The organism is Alkalihalobacillus bogoriensis ATCC BAA-922 (genome assembly GCF_000621445.1).
Taxonomy (GTDB): domain Bacteria; phylum Bacillota; class Bacilli; order Bacillales; family Bacillaceae_F; genus Bacillus_AO; species Bacillus_AO bogoriense.
In genome coordinates this window covers 307,047-328,849 of the sequence record NZ_JHYI01000006.1, presented here as the reverse complement: position 1 = coordinate 328,849, position 21,803 = coordinate 307,047, and the positions used below count along the sequence as shown (strand labels likewise).

Genomic DNA, 21,803 nt, shown 5'->3' with positions numbered 1-21,803 from the left:
TTGTTCAGTAAGTAAAGGTGGGGGGATGTAGAATGTTTGCAATTGGAATTGATATTGGCGGCACAAAAATTGCTATTGGCATCGTTGATTTACAAGGGGAAATAAAAGCTAAAGTAAAAATCGCAACTGATAAAACAAAAGACCCGAATGATGTCTTAGTAGAAATCAAACAACAAACAGAGAAATTAATGGAGTCCGAACAAACTTCGTGGCAAGCGATATTGGGTGTGGGTATTGGTGCACCAGGACCTATTAATAAAAAGAAAGGGATTATCGCTTGTCCTCCGAATTTACCGAAATGGCGTAATATTGAAGTGGCTGCTTTTTTCGAAAAAGCATGGAATGTTCCGATTCATTTTGAAAATGATGCGACAGCAGCTACATTAGCAGAAGGGCGATTTGGGGCTGCTCAAGGGCACTCGAACTATATCTTTGTCACCATTAGTACGGGAATCGGTGCAGGGTTATATGCAAATGGTCAATTGATTAGTGGAGCATTTGGAAATGCAGGGGATGTCGGTCATATTGTATTGGATCAGTCGAAAGGAACTTGTGTGTGTGGGCAAAAAGGTTGCTTTGAATCGTTAGCTTCAGGAACTGCCATTGCAAGGAGGGCAACAGAACGATTAGGACGAGACCTTGATGCAAAAGAAGTTTTCGCTTTATATGATGAAGGACATGAAGAAATGACAGCTTTAATTCAGGAAACATTTGAGTATATTGGGATCGGTCTTGTGACCCTTATCAATATGTTTGAACCGGAAAAGATTGTCATTGGTGGAGGAGTGTCATTAGTAGGTGAACCGTTATTTTCAGCTGTTCAACAATATGTTTCCAAATATGCGTTAAGTCCATTTGGCCGGAAAACAAAAATTGTTCCGGCCGGATTGCAACAAGATGCGGGGATTGTTGGGGCTGCTTCCCTAGTTTTGAACGAACGTAGTTGAGTGCAATCATTCTGCGATAACAGTAGAGTCAACCAAAAAATATTGGCATTTTTCGACAAAATCATGTAAAATAATCAAAGAGAAATATATGAAAAACGAATAATGACAGGCTGACTATAGGGAAGGTTACTAATGCAGATGACGAATCGACTTAATTCCGGATACTCTTTTATCGTAGTTTTTATCTTAATTCTTCTGTATATCGTGTGGAATTTGATGACAGTGCAATCACCTTCTCTTTTGTTGTGGGGCGGATTTAGTTTTCATCTTATTGCGTCTATCCTTTCATTTTGGTGGCTATATGCCACATATTTGCATACGGTTAGTCTATTAAAATATTGCTGGCTTCTTTTAGCCCTCTCAAGCCTCTTGTATTTTTTAGGGATTGTAGCGTGGGGGCTATTTGACAATTCTTCATATACCATTTTCTCTTATAACCCAGCTCAGTTTCTATGGATCGCCCATACACTTTGTTATTTAGTTGCTCTAATTATTATTGTGTATTATAAAAGAAATTTATTTCGAATGTATAGGGTATTATTCGATTCATTAATTGTTATGGTTATTGCCACTACAATTAGTTGGACATTTGTTATTCAACCGCTCATGGACTATAATACAAGTCTTGCTTTTCCAATTGAGCTCGTATTTCCAATTATAGATTTAGGCATCTTGTTTGGTGTTTTAAGTTTATCATTTTCAACAGTAGTATTTCGAACAAAGACAACGGTTGTTTTAACGTTAGGTATGCTTATGAAAATTATTGCGGATACAATATATTCTTATGAAAAACTATCAGGTATTTACCAGTATGGTAGTATGGCAGAACCTTTATGGGTGTTATCCATATTACTCATCGGGCTAGCAGGGGTGTGCTTTAGACAAAAGATAGAGGAAAGAAAACCGTTAACAGATAGTTCTTTAAAGAAGCAAATGTATAAGCAAAGTATTCCCTATGTCGGTGTGATTGGTTTATTTGCTTATGTTGTTTATTATACAGGTGGAATAGATAGTATCGTTTTTGGTTTATTCGTTAGTATTATTCTCATTATTGTAAGGCAAGTTATTACAGTGGTGGAAAATGAAAAGTTATTTAGCAAATTAAATCTATTAAATGAACAATTAGAATTAAAAGTAAAACAAAGAACAGAACAATTAGAAAAAACGTTAAAAAGTGTAGAATTTATGGCTTACTATGACATGCTTACGAAACTCCCAAACCGGAGACTATTTGAAGATAATGTAGCAAAAGCAATTAAAGCTGTCGACGGGAAACTAGCTGTGATGATATTGGACTTAGACCGATTTAAAGTGATTAACGATACATTAGGACACTCTGTTGGCGATCTACTTTTAAAAGATGTAAGTGACCGGTTAAAAAATGTATTAACAGAAACTGCGATTTATCGAATTGGTGGGGATGAATTTGCTATTGTATTAGAAAACGTTGAGATAGATGACGTTAAAAACACCGCATTAACGATATTAGAACAAATTTCAAAACCATTTTTTATATACGACCGCGAACTACATATTACTCCAAGTATAGGGATCTCGATAAGTCCTGATAATGGTTCGGACTGTGAAACGTTACTAATGCACGCGGATACAGCCATGTATAAAGTGAAAGAAAAAGGAAAAAATCATTTTCAGTTTTACCATGATGATATGAAAAATAAAACCCGGCTTGATTTAGAACTTTCGCTAAGAAAGGCGATTATGAAAAATGAATTTGTTTTACATTACCAACCACAAACATCGATTAAAACGGGTGAAATTATCGGTGCGGAAGCATTAATTAGATGGAAACACCCGAAAAAAGGGATGATTTCGCCTTTTACATTTATTCCTTTAGCTGAAGAAACAGGTATGATTTCTGTGATAAGCGATTGGGTACTTAAAACGGTTTGTAAGCAAATTAAAACATGGCAAGAAAATGGGATAGCCCCAACAAAAATTGCCATTAATATTTCATCCAATCAGTTTCAACAGCCTGATTTTGTTGAATCCATAGCAAAGGTCATTGAGGAAACGGGTGTAAGCCCAAAATATTTAGAATTAGAAATAACAGAAAGTTTAGCAATGGACAATACAGAAAATATTATGATGAAATTAGCGCAGTTAAAACAGATGGGGATTCAAATTTCCATTGATGATTTTGGAACGGGATATTCATCACTTCGTTACTTAAGTCAATTTCAAATTGATAAATTAAAAATTGACCGTTCGTTTATACATTCCGCAGAATTTAGTGATAAGGATGCTGCGATTGTAAAGCTTATAACTGTCATGGCTAAAGGGTTAAATTTAAAAGTGATTGCTGAAGGGGTAGAAAAACCTCAACAAATTGAGTTTTTAAAAGATATAGGATGTGAAGAGTTTCAAGGATATTATTTAAGCCCGCCATTACCGATCGATGAATTTGATTCGTTTATTTCTAATAGGAACAGTGAGTCCTAGCCTGTCGATATAGACAGGCTTTTCTTTTAAATTATTGGTTCACACGAATAAGTCTCTACATGAACATCCAATGTTTTCTATATTCCACCATTTTTTTACACTGTTTCTTCACCACTTCTTAACAATTTGTTCATATTTCGTTCAACTCTATTGATTATTATAAAGAGAGGAGTGCAACAAGAAAACACTTCATAACAGTGATGAGGGTGGATGAATACAAATGGCCGGTCCAAAAGTGTTGATATTAACTGGAAGTTACGGAAATGGGCATTTACAAGTAACAAAAACACTTGAAAAAACATTCAGAGAAAAAGGGATTACAAACATTGTAACTTCTGATTTGTTTTTTGAAGCACACCCATTAATTACAAAGGTTACGAGATATTTATATATTAAAAGCTTTACTTATGGTCAACGAATTTATGGTGGTATTTATTATGGAACTGACAAGAAAAAGAACAGTTACATTACGAAAGTAACTCGTCGTCTAGGTATGGAAAAGCTTGATGAAATTGTTCAACGAGAAAACCCAGATATTATCGTGAACACCTTTCCGATGCTTGTTGTCCCCGAATATCGAAAAAGAAAAGGTACTCTTATTCCCATTGTCACAGTTGTCACCGATTATTGCGTTCATAAACATTGGATTCATGAAGAAGTCGATACGTATTATGTTTCCACAAATGAAATTGTCGAGAGGTTAAAAAAGAGTGGGATTTTACCACAAAAAGTGAAAGTTACCGGTATCCCGATTCAACCTTCTTTTGAACAAAAAATCATGCAAGAATCATTTTTGAAGACATTCCATTTATCTAAAACCAAACCGATTATTTTAATTATTGCAGGAGCTTTTGGTGTATTGCAAGATATAGACGAAGTTGTACAAGAAATTCGAAACTCCAATGACTGTCAGGTTGTTGTCATTTGTGGGAATAACAAAAGATTAAAACAATCATTAGATTCCTCCTTTTGTTCGGATAATGATGTAAAAATAATTGGTTATTCGAATGAAATTGATAATTGGATGAGTGTTGCTACCGTGTTAGTAACAAAGCCAGGTGGAATAACATTAAGTGAAGCATTAGCTGTTCATGTGCCATTAATTTTATTTGGATGTGTACCTGGTCAAGAAACTGAAAATGCCCTTTATTTTAAAAAGAAAGGTATTGCTGAAGTTGTCGATTCAAAAACAGAATTAATAAATGAAATAAATGAAATAGTGATGAATGATTCAAAAAGAAAAGAAATGAAACAAAGAATGGAACAGTTATATAAAGGAAGTGCGGCCAACATGATTTGTGATGATATTGTTGAAATGCTTTCTTCTCCTTCTGTTCAAACGACACCATTAGTAATAGATCAAACATATGCTGAAACCATTAGTTAAAGATAAACCGTTTTTATTGCTAGTTTTTGTGTTAACATTATTAGAATTTGTACGTGGAGCAATTATTATTAGTTATTTACCTAGCCTAGCTTCTAGTCAATTGATTTCTCTTACGTTTATAGGTCTTGCGATTACATTGCATTTCGTGAGCGATGCTGTCACAAATATCGGGATTGGATTTTTTATGAAAAGACTAGGTGTTAAATTAGTAATGCATAGTTGCTTTTTTCTTATGGTTGTTTCCGTATCGTTATTTTTCTTAACACCTTCAAATGGACTTATGATTTTTGCAGCCATTGTTCTAGGTTTAGGTATATGTCCGCTATGGCTAGTTGTATTAACAAAAGCAAGTGGGAAAAATCGCGGCAAAAACATGGGCTTCGTTTATTTTGGTTGGCTTTTTGGTATTGCTACAGGAACAATATCGATGAATGTCATTAGCACGTTGCAGGTCGACATGTTAGGATTTTTTGTACCTTTTTTGCTTCTTCTAGCTTGGTTCATTTATAGTAGAAGTGACACAAAAAAGGTAGAAATTAAACAAATGAATATGAAAACAGAGTGGCAAGGGCTCATTCAATTTGTGAAAAAAAGTAAGATTGTTATTCCAGGTGTTTTATTGCAAGGAATGGCTATGGGAATGCTAATTCCTATATTGCCTTCTTTTGCTATTGAAGAACTACATTTAACTGAGCCGCAATATGTGGTTATGTTGGTGGTTGGTGGGCTGTGTGCGATTGTTTTTTTAATCCCTATGGGAAAATGGGTAGATATTGTAAACATTAGAATTCCAATCATCATTGGTTTTAGTGTATTTGCTTTGTTTTTATATTTATTAACAACAAGTGATACACTTTTATTTACGACGATTTGTGTTATTGTAATTGGTATTTTTTATGCAATGTTACTTCCAGCCTGGAATTCATTTCTCGCGGATTTTATTCCCAGTTATATTAAAGAAGCGAGTTGGGGGTTAGTATCTTCGTTACAAGGCATAGGTGTGATGGTTGGTCCCCTTGTAGGTAGCCTTTTAGCTTTAGGAAAAAATACAGAGGTTACAATAACAATAAGTGCATTATTATTAGGACTAACGGCGCTATTTTATTTTGGTTATTTTTCTGTTTTCGCACGGATAAGAAGTTAGTAAAGATAAATCAAAAGAAACCTAGCGAACAGCTAGGTTTCTTTGTCGTTCTTTTTTAAACATATAAGAAAGTTAGAAAAATTTGGTGTAGCGTGAAGTTTTGAAAGCTTATTCTAAAAGAGCGAGATCTCCGCACCCGCGTTTTTCTTTATCCATCTTCTTAAGAGAGTTACTTTTGCTCAGCTATAGTAGAAGTGGCTTTTGTATCACCAACTAGGCGTTTATCGAAAATAAACGGACCAAATGGAATAATCGAAGCTATTCCTGCAAGAAAGACTTTTTGAAAACGCCATCCTGCTGCAAAAATCATATAAACGACAACTAGCATATACAACACAAAAAGCCCGCCGTGGATGGCACCGACAACAGTTACAGCCATTGGATAATCAAATCCATATTTTAATGGCATGGCGACACCTAGTAATAGTAAATAGGAAATAGCTTCAAAAAAAGCAACGACACGAAAACGATCTTCAGGAGTACTCATCGGTATCCCTCCTTGTTATAGTCATGTTTCTATTATACCAAGATAACGCTCAATAAAAAGTGAAGAAAACATGAAAAATAGGTTATCACTGTGAATATAGTGTTTTTCCTTTTTTCTAATAATAATCCTTGTCCTAGTTTTTTATTCTTAGAAATGGTAAAATATGACCTTACCTTTATCATAGTTCAAATCGGATAAAAGGAGAAAACGATGAAAAACGAAATTACGGTTAAAGTGAAACCAAGATTTATAAAAAAGTATAAAAGTGGCTTTCCGCTTATTATGAAAGAAGCTATTGATAGTAAGGGCCAAGAGATGAAAGAAGGTATGATTGTCACCTTAGTGGACGCGCAGCATTCGTTTATAGGGAAAGGGTATGTCGGAAAGCAAAACAAAGGCTTTGGTTGGATCATAACAAAAAATCCAGAAGAAGCTATTAATAATGTGTTTTTTAAAAGAAAGTTGGAACAGGCTTTTGTGAAAAGAAAATCGATGTTTATTGATGAGGAGACGAATGCCTACCGAATTTTTAATGGTGAAGGGGATGGGATTGGTGGCCTTATCATTGATTTTTATGATGGATATTATGTCATCCATTGGTATAGTGAAGGCATTTATGCATTTCAAAAAGAAATTGTAGAGGCCATACTCCAGCAAGTTAATTGTAAAGGGATTTATGAAAAAAAACGCTTTAATACTGGTGGGCACTATATCGATGGAGATGATTTTGTTGATGGGACACCAGCTCAGTTTCCATTAATCGTGAAAGAAAATGGAGTGAATATCGCAGTTGATTTAAATGATGGAGCGATGGTAGGAGTATTTTTAGATCAACGAGATGTCCGTTTTCAAATTCGAAAAACGTATGCGAAAGATAAAGAGGTATTAAACACGTTTTCTTACACAGGTGTATTTTCTGTAGCAGCTGCAATAGGCGGTGCGAGGAAGACAACAAGTGTTGACCTAGCGAAAAGAAGCTTACCTAAAACGATCGAGCAATTTAGCGTAAATGATATTGATTATGAGGAGCATGACATTATTGTAGAAGATGTTTTTGCTTATTTTAAATATGCTAAACGCAAAGAAAAGAAGTTTGATCTCATTGTCCTTGATCCCCCTAGTTTTGCACGTTCAAAACAAAGAAGATTTAGTGTGGCAACGGATTATACAGCTTTGTTAGAAGAAGTACTAGCAATTACAAACGAGAATGGGATGGTTGTGGCTTCTACGAATTATAGTGGTTTTGGGATGGAGAAATTTAAGGGATTTATCAACGAAGCATGCCAAAACCAAAAAAGGAAATATTCCATTGTTGACCAATACTCGCTTCCAAAAGATTTCAAAACACACCCTCAGTTTAAAGAAGGAAATTATTTGAAAGTGGTGTTTATTCAATTGAAGAATTAAAGAAAAGCAATCAGAATCATTTAAACATTTTTCTGATTGCTTTTCCTGTTGCTCTTCCAACTACTCTTCTTCCCATTCTTTTCCCGACTTTTCCTCTTTTAACAGCGTTTACATCACCTAGAAGACGGCTTATCTTATATAATGTTCTTCGAATTCGATTTATGTTCATAAATAATTTCCTCCTTTCGATGGATTTAATATTGACAGGACAAGTAGCACAACTTAAAATAAAGTCGAAAGCGCTTTCGGTACAAGTGAGGAGTTAAAAGATGCCAACGATTTATGACATAGCCCAAAAAACAGGCTTTTCTATAGCTACTGTTTCAAAAGTATTAAATAATTATACAGATGTCAATGAAAAAACACGAAAAAAAATTCTAGATACAGTGAATGAATTAGGTTACTTACCTAATGCGAATGCTCGTTCATTAACAACAAAGAAATCTTGGACGATTGGTGTTGTTTTTGTAGAAGCGTTAAATATTGGAATGAAGCATCCACTTTTTAGTGGTGTTATTGAAAGTTTTCGAAAACGAGTGGAACAAAGTAGTTATGATTTATTGTTTGTCTCACGAAATATTGGCAATGAGAAAAAAAGTTATTTAGAACATTTTCGCTATCGTGGGGTTGATGGAGTAGTGATCGTTTCTCCATTAAATTTTGATTCAGAAGTGCAAAGTTTATTGGAATCTGATATTCCTACTGTTTTTATTGATATGCATAGCCGTGAAGCGAGTGTTGTGTTTAGTGATAATCGTCATGGAAGTGAATTGGCAGTAGATTACTTACACTCGTTAGGGCACCGAAAAATTGCTCATATTGCAGGACATAAGAAAACATTTGCTGGTGAAGAACGGTTAAAGGGCTTTTTAGAAGCTTGTCAAAAGCATCATCTCGACATCACAGATGAATACATTGTAAACGGTGGTTATTTTGGTTTCGAAGGTGGAGAAATTGCAATGAAAGCATTACTTTCATTGGAAGATATGCCTACAGCAGTTTATGTAGCGGGTGACTCCATGGCATTAGGGGCAATAAAAGTTGCCAACGACATGGGATTAAAAATACCTGAGGATATTTCAATAATTGGATTTGATGATATTGACGTTGCGAAATATACGTCACCATCATTAACAACGATAAAACAAAATACAGACATGATCGGAACCCAAGCTGCGGATTTGTTATTACAGCAAATCAATGAAAAATCAAAATTAACAGTGGCGATGACCATTCCCGTAGAGTTAGTGAAAAGAGATTCTTGTGGGGAAGCGAAAAAGTAGAGGCTTTTTCGCTCATATTTCCGAAAGCGCTTCAGATTATTAAAAAATTGTATGCGCTTTATAAATTAATAAATAAGGTAAAAGCGCTTTCGGGAAAGTTAAATTTAAATCAAAGTTTTTTACTTTTAATGGAAAATATATAGTTCACTCAACTTTAAAGCAACAAACGATGCGACAACAACGTTTTAATAAGAATAGTGGAATAAAGAAAGAACATGCTAGTTACAAATGAATCTAATATGAGGTGATTCCAATGCCAAGGAAGATGAGAATAGTGGAGTCGAATAAAAACCAAAAAAAGAAGTGGGAAGAAAAAGCGATGATTACGTTTGTAAATCAATCGGTAGATGACAAACATGTTGTGTCTTTGAATCCTGACCGTACATTTCAACAATGGATGGGATTTGGAGGAGCTTTTACCGAAGCAGCCGCGTATAGCTTAGCTCAAATTTCACCCCGGCACAGGCAAGAAGTGCTTGACGCATATTTTGATAAAAACATTGGCTTAGGCTACACATTAGGTCGAACTCATATTCATAGTTGCGACTTTGCATTGGAAAATTATACATATGTGGATGAAGGGGATAAAGAACTGGCGTCATTTTCAATTGAACGAGAATGGAAATATGTCATTCCTTTGATTAAAGAGGCTATGGCTATAGCTAACGAACCATTAACCATTTTAGCTTCTCCTTGGAGTCCGCCCGCATGGATGAAAACGAATGGAGAAATGAACAATGGTGGGAAACTAATCCCTGAATATCGCCAAGTTTGGGCGAATTATTATGTGAAGTATATTAAAGAAATGGAAAAAGCAGGAGTGCCGATTTGGGGAGTGTCTGTTCAAAATGAACCTGAAGCTGTACAAGTATGGGATTCGTGTATTTATACAGCAGAAGAAGAACGTGACTTTGTAAAAGACTTTTTAGGGCCTACCCTACACAAGCACGATTTAAGTGATAAACAGATTGTCATTTGGGATCATAATCGTGATGTCATTGTAGAAAGAGCGACAACCGTATTAGAGGATCCAGAAGCAGCCAAATATGTTTGGGGTATTGGAAATCATTGGTATGTATCAGAGGAGTTTGAGAACCTATCAAAAGTGCATGAAGCTTTTCCTGATAAACATCTTTTATTTACAGAAGGTTGCATTGAAGGTGGTGTGAAAATAGGAGAGTGGCATACAGGAGAAAGATATGCCCGTAATATTATTGGAGATATGAATCATTGGCTCGAAGGGTTCATTGATTGGAATATTGTGTTAGATGAAAAAGGTGGCCCTAATCATGTGGGGAATTATTGTGATGCACCGATTATTGTCGACACAAAAAAAGATGTTGTTTATTATAACAGTTCTTATTATGCTATTGGGCACTTTAGTCGTTTTATTAAACGAGGAGCAGTCAGAATTGAGGTTGATTCAAATGTTCCCAATATATCGATAATAGCATTTAAACAACAAGATGAAATTGTCGTCGTTGTATTAAATGAAACCGATAAAAACGAAAAGCTAATGTTTTCCATCGACGAGGAATCAGCAGAAGTCATAGTGACAGCGCATTCAATTGTGACATATGTGATTCATTAATGGAGGGGTAATGATGTATTCACTTAATAATGATCGTTCGTTTGAAATTAATCAATATCAAGAACTTCCGCCTTTTTCGAGCTTTTTACCTGGTATCGCGGGTGTTGACGGGATTCCAATGTGGGTATTTTACGTTAGCCGCGGTCAAGGGATCGCAAGCTTTGGTATTCAAGATAAAAATAAGGCTATATCAGAATTTTATCCAGCCGATAAAGCCTATCAAAATGTGTTTCTTCATGGGTTTCGAACGTTTATCAAAATTCAGCATGACGACGATATGACGATAATTGAACCTTTTTCTGCTTCCGATCAGTATGGGAAGGAAAAGATGGTCATTAACGAAAATACATTAAAACTCATTTACGATAATGACAAGTATGGATTCACTTTAGAAATCGAATATTTCATTTTGCCTCACTCCAAAGTAGCAGCCCTCGTCCGTCATGTGAAATTGAAAAATGGGGGACGAACAAGACGTTCATTTGAACTATTAGATGGAATACCGACGATATTACCTAGTGGAGTGTCTAATGCAGCTTATAAAGAGCTCGGTCATACATTAAAAAGCTGGTTTGATGTGAAAAACTTAGAACAAGGCATTCCTTTTTATACGTTACGTGGGAGTATGGAAGATTCAGCAGAAGTAAAGCAAATCAATGAAGGAAACTTTTATATAAGTATGATGGTTCAAGGAGAAAAGTTGAAATATAGTACACCTATTGTTGATAGAGATGTTATTTTTGGTTCAGATACTTCCATGCAATTTCCTAAAAAGTTTGCTAACCATTCTATCTCACAATTACTTGAACAAAATCAAGTCACAACAAATAAAGTATCTTGCGGCTTTTCGCCTTTTGCCTTTGAACTAGAGGCCCAAGAGGAAATCGAAATGTATACGACTATCGGACATGCCTCGTCATTACAGATCGTTCAATCTTATGTTAAAGAAGTGATGACACAGCCTTATTTAAAAGAAATGCAAGAAAAGGCAAGGAGCATGACTGAGGAGATTGTAAATCCAATTGAAACAGTAACGGCACAGCCTGTTTTTGATGCGTATTGTCGACAAAGTTTTTTAGATAATGGACTGCGAGGCGGGTTCCCGGTTGTATTTGAAAAAGGAGAGAAAAAGAAAGTTTTTTATCTGTATTCAAGAAAACATGGCGACTTAGAAAGAGATTATAACTTTTTCTCTATTAGTCCAACGTTTTACTCTCAAGGAAACGGAAACTACCGCGACATCAATCAAAACCGACGATGTGATATCTTTTTTGAACCAAAAGTGAGTGATGCTAACATTAAACAATTTATGAGTTTCATTCAATTAGATGGGTATAACCCACTTGGCGTAAAAGGAGTTCGTTACAAGCTGAAAGAGTCCTTCTCTTATTCAACTTATTTTTCTGATACTGATGTTGAGAAAGTAGAAGCTTTCTTTCAAGCGAGTTTTACACCGGGGGAGTTAAAGCACTTTATTTCCGATCATAGCATTGAATTAAAAACAAACTTCGAACAATTTTTAGTCGATGTCCTCCTTAATTCGGAAGAACAGTATCAGGCAGAATTTGGTGAAGGTTATTGGATCGATCATTGGACGTATAACTTAGATTTAATTGAAAGTTATTTAACGATATATCCGGATAAAGTGAAAGATTTATTTTTTGAACGGTCTTATTTGTTTTTTGATAGTCCAGCTTTTGTGAAGAAACGAGAAAATAAATATCAAATCACGAATGAAAAGCTTCGTCAATATGAGGCGATAGCTAAAGACAAACAAAAACTTTTACAAGCGTCCTCAAATGATGGTGCATTATGGGTGAAAACAAAATATGGACAAGGTGAAAAGTATCAAACAAATTTGTATTCAAAGTTATTTTTGCTCACCTTAATCAAAACAGCGACTTTGGCTCCATATGGTTTAGGGGTTGAAATGGAAGCCGATAAGCCCGGATGGAATGATTCTTTAAATGGATTACCAGGGATGTTAGGGTCTAGTACATCAGAGCTAATGGAAATTAATCGTCTAATCGACCTTTTATTAAAGGTAAATGGAAATTATGAAGTTCACTTACCGATGGAAACTTACGAGTTTTTAAAAGGAGTACTATGTGCAATAAAAAAAGTTGATGAAGCTTCTGATGAAAGTGAGCATGCGTATTGGAACAAAGTGACATCATTACGAGAGAGGTATCGTGAGTCAGTAAGATACGGTGTCCTTGGCGATGAAATTACGCTTTCCTTTGAAGAGGTAAAAGTAATGTTAGTTCTATTTAAAGACCGTGTGGAAACCGGAATTGAACGTGTTCATAGTTATAGTTCGGATTTACCTGCTACTTATTTTTATTTTGAACCAATTCAGTCTTCGATTTCTACGCTCGCTTTGGATGAAATAAAGTGGAAGCCTATTCCGGTTGTCCCGTTCTTAGAAGGTATTGTTAAATGGTTAAAAGTGACAAAATCGAAACAGGAAGCAAAAGAAATTTATGATAAAGTAAGAGCTTCTGACATTTACGATAAAAAATTAGGGATGTACAAAACATCAATGTCTATACAACATGAGCCAGATGAGTTAGGAAGAGCTAACTCTTTTACTCCGGGTTGGCTTGAAAATGAATCGATTTTTTTACACATGGAATATAAGTATTTACTAGAAGTGTTAAAAGCCGGTTTAGCGGAACAGTTTTTTGAAGATATGCAAAAGGCTATGATACCGTTTTTGGACCCAGAAATGTATGGAAGAAGTATTTTAGAAAACTCATCATTTATTGCAAGTAGTGCAAACCCGGATCCTTCTTTACACGGGAGAGGTTTTGTCTCTCGATTAAGTGGGTCGACGATTGAATTCTTGAATATGTGGTTTGTCATGATGGCAGGGAAGACCCCTTTTATTTATGAAAATGAAACGTTGACGTTAACCCTTACACCGACATTACCAGATTGGATGTTTACAGAAAAGGGAGAAGTCACATTTACTTTTTTAGGACAATGTCAAGTAACCTATATTAATCCAAAAAGAAATGCGACTTTTGGTAAAGAGGCTGTCGTCCCGTATAAATATGAATTAGTCTTTCACAGTGGTGAGGTAGGAGTCGTTGAAGAGAAAACGATAAAAGGACAGTTAGCGGCATCGGTACGGAGTGGAGAAGTGAAACAGATGAAAGTCTATCTTGAATAACTTTAGAAAATGGGGGGATGCCTGAAAAAAGGCGTCCCCAAAAGAAAGAAAATCGAAAGCGCTTTACACTTTAATGAAAGGAGGAATTGTAAATTAAATGAAGTGTTGGTGTAAAGACACTATACAGTTTTAATTTGAAAGGGTTTACAATGATGAAGTTGTAGTAAATCTTGGAGACTACCATTATATTATGGAGGGGAAATTATGTGTAAAAAGTGGTTTAGTTTATTCCTTATCTTTTTATTAATCAGTTCTAATTTTAGTAGTATGTTAACAAATGCTGCCGAACGAACCATAGATGAAAATGAAACTACAAATCTATTTTATTTAGTGCGCCATGATGATAGGAAGTTGCTTTCTGCAGATAAAGGCACAGAAGATGTAGAAGAGATAATTCCCAAATCGCAAGAGAAAATTTCTTACTTACTTGAAGGGGTATATGGTGTCCAAAACGACTTAGAACACGCAATTTCTGAGTTGTCTATAACAGGTTTAACGTCGGGGTTGGGTCTTGATGTCAGTGTGTCCTATGATTTTAATGGGGATGGGCAGTGGGACCGCATAGAGCAAACAGCACCAAATGATGTTATGGCAACGAACGCTGTCTATGATGAATATGAACAATTTACGAGAAACCTATTAGAAATTGAAGGAGACGCACTTTCGCCATTAGAAAATGGAAGAATTCAAGTCGATGTCTGGATTCGCTTTGGTGATGGGGATGCCCTTTTGAAAATGGGTAACGATAATGAGTCTTCAAAAGTGATGTTACCTTATACGATTACGACTTTATCTCCCTCAGAAGATCAGGAACAGCCAAGAGAGGATCATGAGGTAGAAGAACCGATTCATGAAGAACCTCGCGATAACGAGCAAGGTGAAAATGAAGGAAGAGACGAAGATGAAGAACATGAACAAAATGATGATTCAGGCTTCGTGGATGGAGAATGGAGCTTAACATGGGAGGATAATTTCGAAGGAGAGGAGTTAGACCTTTCAAAATGGACAATTGACACAGGAAATGGCTTTGTTCAACCAGATGGAACATATGTACCAGGATGGGGAAATGAAGAGCTTCAATATTATCATGAGAACAATGTAAAAGTGGAAGATGGACGTTTAATATTAGAAGGACGGAAAGAACAAGTGTCTGATAATAGAGGGACTTATCAGTACACTTCAGGGAAAATTCACACTCAAGGGAAATTTAGTCAAAAATATGGAAAGTTTGAAGCGAAAATGAAGCTACCAGCAGGTCAAGGATATTGGCCGGCATTTTGGATGATGCCGGAGCATGATGTTTATGGTGGTTGGGCAGCATCTGGAGAAATTGATATTATGGAAGCCGCTGGTGGTAGATTAGACCATATCGGTGGAGCAATTCATTACGGTGGTCAATGGCCAAATAATACGTATACAGCGAAAGATTATTATTTTCCGGAAGGTCAAGATATTACAGACTTTAACGTATACTCAGTAGAATGGGAACCGGGGGAAATTCGGTGGTATGTGAATGGAAATTTATATCAAACATTAAATAATTGGAGTTCGACAAGTGCTGGAAATCCTGCACCTTTTGCATACCCTGCACCGTTTGATCAAGAGTTTCATCTTATTTTAAATTTAGCCATTGGTGGATGGTATGGAGGAAACCCAGATGCAACAACACCATTCCCTGGTCAGGTGGAGGTCGAATATGTCAGAGCCTATGAGCTAACAGGAAGAGAATATCGGGAACCTGTCCCTCCAGCCTTTGAAGTAGAAGACTTACCAAGTGATACGAAACAACCTAGAAATGGAAACTATGTGTATGATCCAACGTTTGAAAATGGATTTACAACAATTCGTAACAATACGGAAATGAATAGTCAATGGGATCAGGACCATTGGAATTTAGTTTTTATGAGTGATTTTAACGGAAGTGCTCAAGCGTCTGTTGAAGATGTGGCTGGTACACGTTTTGCCAAAGTTAATGTTATAAATGGTGGAAGTCAATCATATGCGGTGCAATTAATTCAAAATATTACACTTGGAAAAGGAAGATGGTATAAGTTAAGCTTTGATGCGAAATCAAATCAAAACCGAACGATGAATGTTAAGTTGGGAGCAGGACCCGAACGAGGATATACGGGCTATTCACCAAGTCCAAACTTTGCATTAACAAATGAAGTCCAATCTTATGATTTAGTATTTCAAATGCAACATGACTCAGATGCTTTAGCGAGATTGGAATTTAATCTTGGGTTAAATACGAATCCGGTGTGGATTGGGAATGTTGTACTAGAAGAAGTTGAAGCGGTTGATCCATATAATGAGAATGGTCCCAAATCACCTTTAAACAATGGGAATCACGTGTACAATGGTACATTTGACCAAGGAAATATCGACCGTATGACATTTTGGAACTTTATTACTAACGATGGAAATGCGAGAGCTTCCGTTAGCGAGGAGAAAAGGGAGTTACATGTTGCGATTACAGACGGTGGCTCGTCAACTTCTGCTGTTCAAGTTGTTCAAAAAGGAATGAATTTACTTGAAAATGATGAGTATAAAATTACATTTGATGCGAGAGCAAGCGGTGATAGAGAGATTGAAGTAGCGTTATTAAGTCAAGATGGTGAAGTAAACTATTCAAGTTCACAGACTATCAATCTTTCTACAGAAATGGAAGAGAAAAGTTTTACTTTTACAATGCCCCATGTCACTGATGTTGAAGGACAGCTTGTTTTTTATCTTGGTGGTAACAACCATGATGTGTTTTTAGACAATATTAAAATGGTACGTTTAACGAATAACAATACGAAACTATCTTTAGATGATATATTTCCATTAAAAAATGGTGATTTTGCTTCCGGAATAAACTATTGGACTGGTCATGTCCAAGGTGACCACGAAGGTGGAACGTCAACAGCGTCTGTTTTTATTGAAGAGGAAGCAGCGAAAGTATCGATTCAAAACGAAGGATATGAACCATGGCATGTCATGCTCATGCAAGAAAATATAAAGCTAAAGCCAGGAAATACCTATGTCGTGCAATTTGATGCTCTTTCGTCTGTTGCTCGTGACATGGAAGTAGTCGTTGAGAATGCAAGCTATACAAGATTTTTTAATCAAAAAATAGCTCTTACAACAGATGTTCAAACGTATCAGTTTGAATTTGAAATGACACAAGAACAAACGACTGGTCTTAAGTTTTTACTTGGACGATTAACAGGGAGTTCAGCGATTGGACACGATCATGAAGTGATCATTGATAATGTTCGTTTAGAAGTGAAAGGTGAAAGAGAAAAAGCATTCCCATTAAAAAATGGTGACTTTTCTGAAGGGATCGAGCCGTGGAAAAAACACGTACAAGGTGAACATGACCAAGGGAATAGCTCAAGTGCGACAGTAGAGGTTAGTAATGAACAAGCGAAAGTAAGCGTAGCAAATGTTGGAATTCATCCTTGGGATGTACAATTATTTCAACCAGAATTGTCTTTACTAGCAGGAAAGGACTATGTTATACATTTTGATGCTTCCTCTTCGGTGAATCGTAAACTTGAGGTTGTCATCGATAATGGGGCTCCTTCTTATCATCGTTATTATGAGACGATTGTTGATCTTACACCTTCATGGCAAACCTATAGTTATGAGTTTGAAATGCCTGTAGATGATAGCGTAAGCTTACAATTTTTACTTGGAAATGTGGCTGGTCAAGGAAGTCTAAATGCTCATGACGTCTTCTTTGATAATGTGCGTCTAGAAAGAAAGGGAGCAAAAGAAGCACTGACAGGTGTGACAGAACCAGATGATGAATCTCCATCAACTCCTTCTGAACCAGAAGAACCGAGTGAAAAACGTTGGAAAGAAGTTGGCGAGAACTTAATCATCGATGGCGGATTTGATACAACAGTCAACTTTGGCGTGGCGCCTGATCAAATTGTTCCAGGCTGGAATATTTTTAATATGGGGATGCATGAGCAATGGGCTGGTCTTGCAGATTTCTCGGTTGAACAGGGGAAATTAAACGTCGATGTGAAGCAAGTAGGTTGGGAATGGTGGCATATTCAACTCTTGCAAAACCCGAACGTGACAGCTGGTATGTATAAAATTCAATTTGACATGAGTTCTGAAAAAGAGCGAGAGGTGTCGGTTGAATTAGCGGGTTCACCCATTCAAACATTTACGGTTACAAATGAAATGCAAACATTTGAGACTATCGTAGAGGTGAGTTCGGATGGTGTTCGCCAAATTATGTTTGGGCTAGGAAGAAAAGGCTCAGACCGAGAGTTAACAACACCATATTCAATGGTTCTTGATAATGTAAGGCTCGTTCAAGTAATTGAAGATACTGATTCACCAGGAGAACAACCAAAGGGACCTTTTGTCCCGTCTGAAGATGGACATGTTGATATCCCAGTAGAAAGCATTATTCAAAACGAGACGGTTGATATTTTAATGAATAATGTGAATAAAGTTATTCTAAGTCAAGAAATTATTAACGCTTTACTAGAGAAACAAACTAATATTCGTTTTATGAAGGAAGAAGATAATAGCCATGTTGTTGAAGTGACAATTCCAATTGGAAACTTTACACATTCTAGTGGAGCAGTTGAATTTACAATGGAACAGCTCTTAAGTGAAGGTGTCAATGGAGAATTGGCAGTTAGCGATATTTTCAAATTCTCATTAACACAAGGAGAAGAGCCAATTTCATCGTTTGAAGAAGGAAATGAAGTTACACTTTCTTTTAAAGTCACTGAAGATGTAAGTGAAGCTCAAATCTTATACTTCAATGAAGATGATCAACAATGGGAAGAGATATTTGATGGCGGCTCTTACGAGGAAGGCTACATTACCGGAGCAACGAATCATTTTAGTATTTTTGCTGCTTTTGAAGTGACAAATGAACCCAATCCTGGAGACGGTGAAGATACGGATAATGGAGAAAATCCAGGTACTGGGGATGACACGGATAATGGAGGAAGTCCAGGTGTAGGGGATGACACAGATAATGGAGGAAGTCCAGGTACTGGGGATGACACGGATAATGGAGGAAGTCCAGGTACTGGGGATGACACGGATAATGGAGAAAATCCAGGTACTGGGGATGACACAGACAATGGAGGAAGTCCAGGTGTAGGAGATGACTCTGACAATGGCGATAGTTCAGGAGAAGCACCTAAGTCAGATAAAGATAATAATAAGCTCCCGAAAACGGCAACAAATGTAATGAATTGGATGGTTGTAGGACTTTCCATGTTACTCATTGGTTTTGCTATACTAGTCTATCGAAGAAAAAAAGCTTAAAAAACAATAATAGTGGCCACTAAAAAGAAAGGACTCTTTTTAGTGGCTTTATTAACATATAAGAAGCATTAAAATTTTGGTATAGCAGTGAAGCTTTGAAAGGTTATTCTAGAAGAGCGAAGGCTCCGCACTTCGCTTGAAATGAAAAGACCCTCCCTCGTTTTTCTTATTTTATTACGGACATACATTCCGTTATTCCTTGAAAAACTAACGGTTTCCTTATCCGTTCGGACATCAGTTCCGTTATTTTACTATAATTAGAAGAAAAGAGGCTGTTTTGCTTAATAGCGGAACGTATGTCCGAACGAGTTGGAAAAAGCGCTCCAAAACGTAAAATAACGGAACATATGTCCGAAGCGATCGGAAAGTTGGAGTATCGGGGAATTTATAAGCTCTATCTGGCTACACCCATAAAAAAAGAAGAGACACAACCAAAAGGAAATTACGCCTTTTGGTTAATGTGTTCCGCGCGAGGCCAGCCACAAGAAAAACAACTTGTGGCTAAAACCCGTCCTTGGCTTCACTCATAAAAAAAGAAGAGACACAACCAAAAGGAAACTACACCTTTTGGTTGTGTCTCTTTTATAAAAAGAAAAGGGGGATAGACAAGAATAATACTTATCTAGAAATAGCATGGTCAAAAAATAGAGTGGGTAAACCTATTTTTCTATATTTTTTTGAAAATGGTATGATTTTTTTTTGTTTTCATAGAGTAGTTATAAGATAAGTAGATTAGGGGGAACGTGAAATGGAAGTGAAGATTTTGAATGATTCCAATGGAAAGGTTTTGAAATCTTATGAGCTTGAAGATCCTATTCCGTTTATTGAATTAATTCGGAAAGCTGGTGGTTTACAATATCGAAACTGTACGGACCGGTTAGTGAAGCCGAATTTTTATTTTTATCGTTATTTAGGTTGTGATTATTTTGTGGATATTGATGATGAGGAATGTGAACAATACGTTATGATTTATGTTTGTAAAGAATAGGAGGTGTATTCATGGGTGATTGGAATGAGCAAGCAAGCAGAAACTTAAATCTACCAAGGCCACATCAGGAATCGAATAAAGATATCGCAAAAAAAATGGTAGAAGCGGATATTCAAGATGAAGTTAGCCGCGATGCTCGACGACTAGGGAAAAAATAAAACATTCGCTCATGAAAATCTATTTTCATGAGCGAAATTACTGTCATAAGTAGAAAAAAAAGGTATAGTAGAAGAAAAAGGGAAGGCAGGGTCAAAAGTGAATGAGCAAGAAGCACAAGCACTATTAAACCAACTTCGAAACGGTGAATTACCTGAAGTCGAAATTACAAAAGAGCATTTTTTACCTTTTCGAGCTGTGTTAGTTGAGCAAGAAGATAGAGAACAATTTGTTGGACAAGCACAAAAAGGTGGATCTGTTCGTTATTCTTACATAAAAACATCGGAGCAATAAAAAGGACGGTGAAATGATGGTTGATTTTGATAATATGATAAACCGAGTTGGAACGGATTCCATGAAATGGGACGGTGTTGATAAATTATATGGTGGGGAAGGGTTATTACCACTATGGGTTGCGGATATGGATTTTAAAGCTCCAGAAGCGGTTCTTGAAGCGCTCAGAAAAAGAGTGGACCATGGCATATTCGGCTATCCTCATAAACAAGCATCATTGGATGAAGCGATTATAAATTGGCTTTCAAGGCGATATTCATTTCCGGTACAACCCAATGAAATTGTATACACATCAGGAGTTGTTCCGGCTATTTATCAGATTATTCAAGCCTTTACAAAAACTAACGAAAAAGTTGTTATTCAACCTCCTGTATATTACCCATTTTTTAAAGTTGTTACAAATGGTAATCGACAATTAATTGAAAACCCGCTAATTTATGATGGACAGCGTTATAAAATGGACTTGGACCATTTAGAATCCATCATTGATGACCAAACAAAAATGATTATATTATGCAGTCCTCATAATCCAGTAGGTAGAGTCTGGTCTAAGGAGGAATTAACTCGGCTTGCTGATCTTTGTATAAAATATAATTTGCTCATTGTCTCTGATGAAATACATGCCGATTTAATTTTTTCTGGTCACACTCATACATCGATGGCGACATTATCTGAGGAAATTGCAAATCGAACATTTACATGTTTGGCTCCTAGTAAAACCTTTAATTTAGCAGGAATCCAAGCATCTTACGTAGTGATTAAAAACCAATCATATAAACGGAAGTTAGAACAACAGTTAGGAAACGAATTTTTGAACATGACGAATAATTTTAGCTCTGTAGCTATGGAAGCGGCGTATCGAAACGGGGAGCCTTGGTTAGAAGAGTTACTGCAATACCTTGAAAATAATGTCACAACGGTTAAGCAATATGTAAAAGAATTCATGCCAAAAATAAAAGTTGTTGAACCAGAAGGAACGTATTTAATGTGGTTAGATTGTACAGACTTGCAGTTATCTTCTATGGAGAGAAAAAAGTGGCTGCGTGATAGCGGAAAACTTGCATTAAGTCATGGTATCGTATTTGGAAAAGAAGGAGAAGCCTTTGAAAGAGTGAACATTGCTTGCCCAAAACAAACATTAGTCGAAGGATTAGAGCGCTTGAAAAAAGCTTACGACGAAAAGTTCTAAAAA

Annotated in this window: 15 protein-coding genes; 13 read left to right on the top strand and 2 right to left on the bottom strand. The window is 36.3% G+C overall.

Annotation, left to right across the window (positions count from 1 at the left end):
- Positions 1-32 precede the first annotated feature (32 nt).
- The 4 genes from T323_RS0101620 to T323_RS25645 all read left to right on the top strand — a co-directional run bounded on the left by T323_RS0101620 (position 33) and on the right by T323_RS25645 (position 5,938).
- A complete protein-coding gene (locus T323_RS0101620; RefSeq protein ID WP_026671729.1) occupies positions 33-947 on the top strand; it encodes an ROK family protein in 915 nt (304 codons plus the stop codon).
- A gap of 132 nt (positions 948-1,079) precedes the next feature.
- The gene (locus T323_RS0101615) at positions 1,080-3,407 is read left to right on the top strand and encodes a putative bifunctional diguanylate cyclase/phosphodiesterase (protein WP_026671728.1); all 2,328 of its coding nucleotides are present in this window, start codon (positions 1,080-1,082) and stop codon (positions 3,405-3,407) included.
- A 220-nt stretch (positions 3,408-3,627) separates the two neighbouring features.
- A complete protein-coding gene (locus T323_RS0101610) occupies positions 3,628-4,794 on the top strand; it encodes an MGDG synthase family glycosyltransferase (RefSeq protein ID WP_035177227.1) in 1,167 nt (388 codons plus the stop codon).
- Entirely contained in the window at positions 4,775-5,938 is a 1,164-nt protein-coding gene (locus T323_RS25645) for an MFS transporter (protein WP_051556292.1), read from the top strand. The genes T323_RS0101610 and T323_RS25645 overlap by 20 nt, the downstream gene beginning before the upstream one ends.
- 169 nt (positions 5,939-6,107) lie before the next feature.
- Here the strand turns inward: T323_RS25645 and T323_RS0101600 are convergent, their stop codons facing one another.
- Positions 6,108-6,425: a DUF3817 domain-containing protein gene (locus T323_RS0101600; protein ID WP_180320830.1), complete on the bottom strand. Its 318-nt coding sequence runs from the start codon at positions 6,423-6,425 to the stop codon at positions 6,108-6,110.
- 210 nt (positions 6,426-6,635) lie between these two features.
- Between T323_RS0101600 and T323_RS0101595 the strand changes: the two genes are divergently transcribed.
- Entirely contained in the window at positions 6,636-7,832 is a 1,197-nt protein-coding gene (locus T323_RS0101595; RefSeq protein ID WP_026671725.1) for a class I SAM-dependent rRNA methyltransferase, read from the top strand.
- A gap of 16 nt (positions 7,833-7,848) precedes the next feature.
- Here T323_RS0101595 and T323_RS29080 read toward each other — a convergent pair whose 3' ends face one another.
- Entirely contained in the window at positions 7,849-8,001 is a 153-nt protein-coding gene (locus T323_RS29080) for a hypothetical protein (protein WP_035177224.1), read from the bottom strand.
- 100 nt (positions 8,002-8,101) lie between these two features.
- Between T323_RS29080 and T323_RS0101585 the strand changes: the two genes are divergently transcribed.
- The 8 genes from T323_RS0101585 to T323_RS0101545 all read left to right on the top strand — a co-directional run bounded on the left by T323_RS0101585 (position 8,102) and on the right by T323_RS0101545 (position 21,800).
- Positions 8,102-9,115 (top strand): LacI family DNA-binding transcriptional regulator, encoded by a 1,014-nt coding sequence (locus T323_RS0101585; protein ID WP_026671724.1) that lies wholly within the window; start codon positions 8,102-8,104, stop codon positions 9,113-9,115.
- A 253-nt stretch (positions 9,116-9,368) separates the two neighbouring features.
- Entirely contained in the window at positions 9,369-10,706 is a 1,338-nt protein-coding gene (locus tag T323_RS0101580) for a glycoside hydrolase family 30 protein (protein ID WP_026671723.1), read from the top strand.
- Between the two features lie 13 nt (positions 10,707-10,719).
- Positions 10,720-13,881 (top strand): hypothetical protein, encoded by a 3,162-nt coding sequence (locus T323_RS0101575; protein ID WP_026671722.1) that lies wholly within the window; start codon positions 10,720-10,722, stop codon positions 13,879-13,881.
- A 204-nt stretch (positions 13,882-14,085) separates the two neighbouring features.
- Entirely contained in the window at positions 14,086-19,173 is a 5,088-nt protein-coding gene (locus T323_RS27725; RefSeq protein ID WP_051556291.1) for a carbohydrate binding domain-containing protein, read from the top strand.
- A gap of 748 nt (positions 19,174-19,921) precedes the next feature.
- Positions 19,922-20,161 carry a hypothetical protein gene (locus T323_RS0101560; RefSeq protein ID WP_026671720.1) on the top strand — a complete coding sequence of 80 codons (240 nt, stop codon included), beginning with the start codon at positions 19,922-19,924 and terminating at the stop codon, positions 20,159-20,161.
- Between the two features lie 11 nt (positions 20,162-20,172).
- Complete coding sequence (locus tag T323_RS28655) at positions 20,173-20,319, top strand: hypothetical protein (RefSeq protein WP_156942363.1); 147 nt, start codon at positions 20,173-20,175, stop codon at positions 20,317-20,319.
- Positions 20,320-20,416: 97 nt separating this feature from the next.
- On the top strand, positions 20,417-20,611 hold the full coding sequence (ykzS, locus tag T323_RS0101550; protein WP_026671719.1) for a protein YkzS: 195 nt from the start codon (positions 20,417-20,419) through the stop codon (positions 20,609-20,611).
- Positions 20,612-20,627: 16 nt separating this feature from the next.
- Positions 20,628-21,800 carry a MalY/PatB family protein gene (locus T323_RS0101545; protein WP_156942362.1) on the top strand — a complete coding sequence of 391 codons (1,173 nt, stop codon included), beginning with the start codon at positions 20,628-20,630 and terminating at the stop codon, positions 21,798-21,800.
- Positions 21,801-21,803 lie beyond the last annotated feature (3 nt).

Excerpts from the sequence above, each read along its gene's own strand:
- T323_RS0101620 (WP_026671729.1), top strand. The coding sequence starts at position 33 with ATGTTTGCAATTGGAATTGATATTGGCGGCACAAAAATTGCTATTGGC.
- T323_RS0101615 (WP_026671728.1), top strand. The coding sequence starts at position 1,080 with ATGCAGATGACGAATCGACTTAATTCCGGATACTCTTTTATCGTAGTT.
- T323_RS0101610 (WP_035177227.1), top strand. The coding sequence starts at position 3,628 with ATGGCCGGTCCAAAAGTGTTGATATTAACTGGAAGTTACGGAAATGGG.
- T323_RS25645 (WP_051556292.1), top strand. The coding sequence starts at position 4,775 with ATGCTGAAACCATTAGTTAAAGATAAACCGTTTTTATTGCTAGTTTTT.
- T323_RS0101600 (WP_180320830.1), bottom strand. The coding sequence starts at position 6,425 with ATGAGTACTCCTGAAGATCGTTTTCGTGTCGTTGCTTTTTTTGAAGCT.
- T323_RS0101595 (WP_026671725.1), top strand. The coding sequence starts at position 6,636 with ATGAAAAACGAAATTACGGTTAAAGTGAAACCAAGATTTATAAAAAAG.
- T323_RS29080 (WP_035177224.1), bottom strand. The coding sequence starts at position 8,001 with ATGAACATAAATCGAATTCGAAGAACATTATATAAGATAAGCCGTCTT.
- T323_RS0101585 (WP_026671724.1), top strand. The coding sequence starts at position 8,102 with ATGCCAACGATTTATGACATAGCCCAAAAAACAGGCTTTTCTATAGCT.
- T323_RS0101580 (WP_026671723.1), top strand. The coding sequence starts at position 9,369 with ATGCCAAGGAAGATGAGAATAGTGGAGTCGAATAAAAACCAAAAAAAG.
- T323_RS0101575 (WP_026671722.1), top strand. The coding sequence starts at position 10,720 with ATGTATTCACTTAATAATGATCGTTCGTTTGAAATTAATCAATATCAA.
- T323_RS27725 (WP_051556291.1), top strand. The coding sequence starts at position 14,086 with ATGTGTAAAAAGTGGTTTAGTTTATTCCTTATCTTTTTATTAATCAGT.
- T323_RS0101560 (WP_026671720.1), top strand. The coding sequence starts at position 19,922 with ATGGAAGTGAAGATTTTGAATGATTCCAATGGAAAGGTTTTGAAATCT.
- T323_RS28655 (WP_156942363.1), top strand. The coding sequence starts at position 20,173 with ATGGGTGATTGGAATGAGCAAGCAAGCAGAAACTTAAATCTACCAAGG.
- T323_RS0101545 (WP_156942362.1), top strand. The coding sequence starts at position 20,628 with ATGGTTGATTTTGATAATATGATAAACCGAGTTGGAACGGATTCCATG.